A 3408-nucleotide genomic window follows, 5' to 3' on the forward strand; every position below is an offset into this window, starting at 1 on the left:
CGGTTTCTTTATCTGGGATGCCTACCAAAATAACTACATCAGCGATATTATTCTCGCGCTGTTTTATATCGGTGGTGTGGGTTTATTACTCGATCGCTTTATGGCTTGGTTGCAAAATCAAATCGTTCGTCAATAGGGAATCAATGGGGAAACTTTCCCCATTTCTAAATAACTGAAACTTGAGGAAATTTAAGGAGAAAAAAACTATGAGTTTGTTTGTCGCTGTCGATAACATCGATAAAGTATTCCCCCTCAGTGGTGGCGGTGAATATGTGGCCTTGAAAGGTATCGATTTACAGATAAAAAAAGGGGAATTTATCTCCCTTATCGGTCACTCTGGTTGTGGAAAATCTACCCTCTTAAACATGATCGCTGGTTTAGATTTGCCCACGGAAGGGGTGGTGACTTTGCAAGGTCAAAGCATTAAAAAACCGGGTCCTGATCGCATGGTAGTCTTCCAAAACTATTCCCTTTTACCCTGGTTAACCGTCAAAGAAAATATCACTCTGGCCGTCGATCAAGTTCTCACCCAACTATCAGAAGAAGAAAGAAAAGCCGAAGTCGAAAAATATATCGATCTGGTCAATCTTCGTCATGCAGTGGATAAACGTCCCAACGAATTATCGGGGGGGATGAAACAACGGGTAGCGATCGCTCGCGCCCTAGCCATTCGTCCGAAAGTCCTACTTTTAGATGAACCCTTTGGGGCGTTAGATGCCCTGACTAGAGGTAATCTACAGGAACAGTTAATGCAGCTGTGCGAAGAATACCAAATGACCTCGGTAATGGTGACGCACGATGTGGATGAAGCGGTGCTATTATCCGATCGCATCGTCATGCTCACCAACGGTCCCGGCTCAAAAATTGGCGGTATTTTGGAAGTAGATATCCCCCGTCCCCGCAAACGCATGGAAGTGGTGGAACACCCCAGTTACTACAGTCTCCGGAGTGAGATTATCTATTTCCTCAACCAACAAAAACGGATCAAAAAACTACGCGCTCGCAAAGTCGAAGTAATTGCCCGTCACGGTTTAGAAAAAGTCAATCTAGAAATCGGTTTTGTTCCCCTCACCGCTTGCGCGCCCCTAGCAGTGGCCAAAGAAAAGGGATTCTTTACTAAACATGGTCTAGATGAGGTGAATTTGGTCCGGGAAACCAGTTGGCGAGGCGTTGTGGACGGGATCGCGGGGGGATTCCTCGACGGGGCGCAAATGCCTTCGGGAATGCCCACCTGGTTAACCGTCGGTGGTTATCAGGAGCAACCTTTGCCGATTGTCAGCGCCCTGACTATGACTCGTAACGGTAACGGTGTCACCCTCGCTAAACGCTTCTATGACGAGGGAGTGATTGACGGTAACGCCTTAAGACAGATGCTATTGGAATCGAAGGAGCAGCGCCATATTTTTGGCATTGTTCACCCCTCCTCAATGCACAATTTGCTCCTGCGTTACTGGTTAGCGGCAGCGGGAATTGACCCCGATAAAGATGTTCACCTCGAAACTATTCCCCCGGCCCAAATGGTAGCCGACCTGAAAACCGGTAGTATTGACGGTTACTGTGTCGGTGAACCTTGGAATCTCAGGTCCGCCATGGAAGGTATCGGTTACACCGTCGCCACCGACTTAGAAATCTGGCAGGGCCACCCGGGTAAGGCCCTGGGAGTTCGGGAAGATTGGGCCAATAAATACCCTAATACCCACGTCGCTTTAGTTAAAGCACTGCTGGAAGGTTGTCGCTACTGTGCCGAGGAAGGGAATCAGGAAGAAATTCGTCAAATCCTCGCCAGTCGTCAGTATCTTAGTACCAATATCGATTATATCCAACTGGGTGATCCCAACTCCTATGCGTGCAGTCTCGATCGACCGATGAAAGAATATGCACACCATCTGTTCTATGGGGATGGGGTAAATCGTCCCAGTCGTACCGAACACCTCTGGATGATGACCCAAATGGCTCGCTGGGGCCACATTCCTTTCCCGCGTAACTGGGTAGAAATTCTCGAACGAGTCTGTCGGGTGGGTGTCTTTAGTACCGCAGCCCGGGAATTGGGTCTAGGGGATATTAAATATCGTCGCACACCGATCCTTTTATTCGATGGTATCGAGTTTGATGCCGAGGATCCGATCGGTTATCTCAATAGTTTAGAGATCAAACAAAACGTCACCATGGCCGAAGTGGCTATTGATGCTCGTCCTAGTGCCAGTGAATCTCGCAAAATTGCCTAAAAATCGACTAAGGGGATAATTCCTAACCAATTATCCCCGGCCATTGCTCCTATTAACTAATTTCCCCCAAAGACTAATCATGTACACTACCACCGACACCGTTAACCGAGCAACCCAGACCCCCAGTAAAGAAGCTTTTGTCACCATTGAAGGAGTTTCTAAGGTTTATCCCACTCCTAGAGGCCCCTACACTGTCCTCAAGGATGTTAATCTCAGCATCAATGAAGGTGAATTTATCTGTGTGATCGGTCACTCCGGTTGCGGTAAATCCACCCTATTAAATATGGTGTCGGGTTTTTCTTCTCCCACTGATGGCATCGTTAAAGTTAACGGTAAGAAAATTACTAAACCCGGGCCCGATCGCATGGTAGTGTTTCAAAACTATGCTTTATTGCCTTGGTTAAGTGTTTTTGAAAATGTCTATCTCGCGGTAGATGCGGTGTCTCCCAATGCTCCAGAGGCACAAAAACGCTCGATCGTGCGGGAACATTTAGCTATGGTGGGTTTAACCGAAGCTATGGACAAAACCCCTCCCCAAATCTCCGGGGGGATGAAACAACGGGTTTCGATCGCCCGGGCCCTTTCTATCCGTCCGGAAGTATTAATTCTCGATGAACCTTTCGGTGCGTTGGATGCGATTACCAAAGAGGAATTACAGGAAGAATTGCTGAAAATCTGGCAAGATAAACGCTGTACGGTGTTGATGATTACCCACGATATCGATGAGGCCCTTTTCCTCGCTGATAAGCTGGTAATGATGACCAATGGACCGGAAGCGAAAATCGGCGAAGTGATGAATATTCATTTCCCCCGTCCCCGCGATCGGGAGAGAATTATGGAGGACCCTGAATATTATCGTCTGCGTAACTATGCCCTCGACTTCCTCTATAATCGTTTCGCTCACGATGATGTCAGCTAGATGTGAGCATTTGTATTAGTTTGGGGTGCGGTTGACTTAATAGCGATCGCACCTAGATTTTTTTTTTAGGGAAGCCTTCTTCAAGTAAGATTATTTCTAAGTAGGTAGATTTTAAAAATTGTCAGACACCCCCCTTATTAAGGGGGGATCAAGGGGGGATCAGCACCCCCCTTATTAAGGGGGGATCAAGGGGGGATCAGCACCCCCCTTATTAAGGGGGGATCAAGGGGGGATCAGCACCCCCCTTATTAAGGGGGGATCAAG

Annotated in this window: 2 protein-coding genes and 1 pseudogene; all 3 read left to right on the forward strand. The window is 47.6% G+C overall.

What is annotated here, in order from left to right; translation table 11 throughout:
- Positions 1-136: pseudogene (locus tag PX484_RS09970) on the forward strand (nitrate ABC transporter permease); the annotation flags it as partial.
- 70 nt (positions 137-206) lie between these two features.
- A complete protein-coding gene (locus PX484_RS09975; RefSeq protein WP_287767717.1) occupies positions 207-2225 on the forward strand; it encodes an ABC transporter ATP-binding/substrate-binding protein in 2019 nt (672 codons plus the stop codon).
- A gap of 79 nt (positions 2226-2304) precedes the next feature.
- Positions 2305-3144: a nitrate ABC transporter ATP-binding protein gene (locus PX484_RS09980; protein ID WP_002800908.1), complete on the forward strand. Its 840-nt coding sequence runs from the start codon at positions 2305-2307 to the stop codon at positions 3142-3144.
- Positions 3145-3408: the final 264 nt, after the last annotated feature.

It is taken from the genome of Microcystis sp. M49636_WE2 (genome assembly GCF_030065375.1).
GTDB classification, from domain to species: Bacteria; Cyanobacteriota; Cyanobacteriia; order Cyanobacteriales; family Microcystaceae; genus Microcystis; species Microcystis aeruginosa_C.